Source organism: Flavimobilis rhizosphaerae (assembly GCF_014852685.1).
GTDB classification, from domain to species: domain Bacteria; phylum Actinomycetota; class Actinomycetes; order Actinomycetales; family Cellulomonadaceae; genus Flavimobilis; species Flavimobilis rhizosphaerae.
In genome coordinates this window covers 1-1,186 of record NZ_JACZDF010000020.1, presented here as the reverse complement: position 1 = coordinate 1,186, position 1,186 = coordinate 1, and the positions used below count along the sequence as shown (strand labels likewise).

Sequence of the window (1,186 nt, the reverse complement as noted above, 5' to 3'; positions counted from 1 at the left end):
CCCGACCCCGCACCGCACCCTTGACCTTCGCCACCCGCCGCGAGGCAGACGGCTACCTCGCCGGCGTCCAAGCCGACATGCTGCGCGGCCAGTGGACCCCACCCGAGCGCGCCACCGTCACCCTCGCGGACTACTGGACCGCCTGGCTGCGCCAGCGCACCCCGCACCTGCGCCCGCGCACCATCGACCTCTACGAGCGCACCGCCGCACGCTGGCTGCTCGCACCCGTGGGCACCGGCCGCCTGGCCGTCGACCTGGCCCCGCTCGCACTGGCGGCCATTTCCGCGCCGCTCGTGCGCGAATGGTTCGCCGCCGTCACCCTCGCCGCCCGCACCTCGGCCCAACCCCGACCGACCTCGAGCGCGACCCCGGCCACCCTCGCCCGCGCATGGGCCACGACCGCCGGCCTCGAGGTCGCTGCCACCGGCCGGCTGCCTCGAGCCGTCGTGACCGCCTGGCACGCCGCAGGACGACCCGAGACGACCACGACGCCCGCACCCGACCCCGACGCCGGACGCACGGCCGCAGCCCAGGCCTACCGCCTGCTCCACGCCGTCCTCGCCCAGGCCGTCACCGACGAGCTGCTGACCACCAACCCCGCCCGGATCCCCGGCGCCGGACGCGTCCACCACCCCGAGCGCATCCCGCTGACCCCGGCCGAGGTCACCGCCCTGGCCGAGGCCGTTCCCGCCCACCTGCGCGCGGCCGTCCTCACCGCCGCATGGTCCGGCCTGCGCCCCGGCGAGGTGTTCGCCCTGCGCCGCCGCGACCTCGACCTGGCCGCCCACCGCCTCAGCGTTCGCCGCACGCTCGTGGAGGTCCCCGGCCAGCCGACGACGTTCGGCCCGCCCAAGACCGACGCCGGCCGCAGGACCGTCGCCCTGCCCGCGTTCGTCACCGCCGCCCTGGCCGCCCACCTGGCCGAGCACACCGACCCCGGCCCCGACGCCCTCGTGTTCACCTCGAGCACCGGCCGCCCCATCTCGGCCGGCGCCCGCTCCACCGCCATGAGCCGCGCCCGCGACACCATCGACCGACCCGACGCCACCTGGCACCACCTGCGCCACACCGGCGCCACCCTCGCCGCCCAGGCCGGCGCCACCCAAGCCGAGCTGCAACGCCGCATCGGCCACGCCTCAACCCGCGCCGCAGCCCTCTACCAGCACGCCTCAGCCGAACGCGACGC

At 77.4% G+C, this 1,186-nt stretch carries 1 protein-coding gene; it reads left to right on the top strand.

Annotation, left to right across the window (positions count from 1 at the left end; genetic code table 11):
• Positions 1–20: 20 nt before the first annotated feature.
• Positions 21–1,186: tyrosine-type recombinase/integrase (locus IGS67_RS13570; protein WP_192282234.1), on the top strand; the 1,166-nt coding region annotated here is incomplete at its 3' end.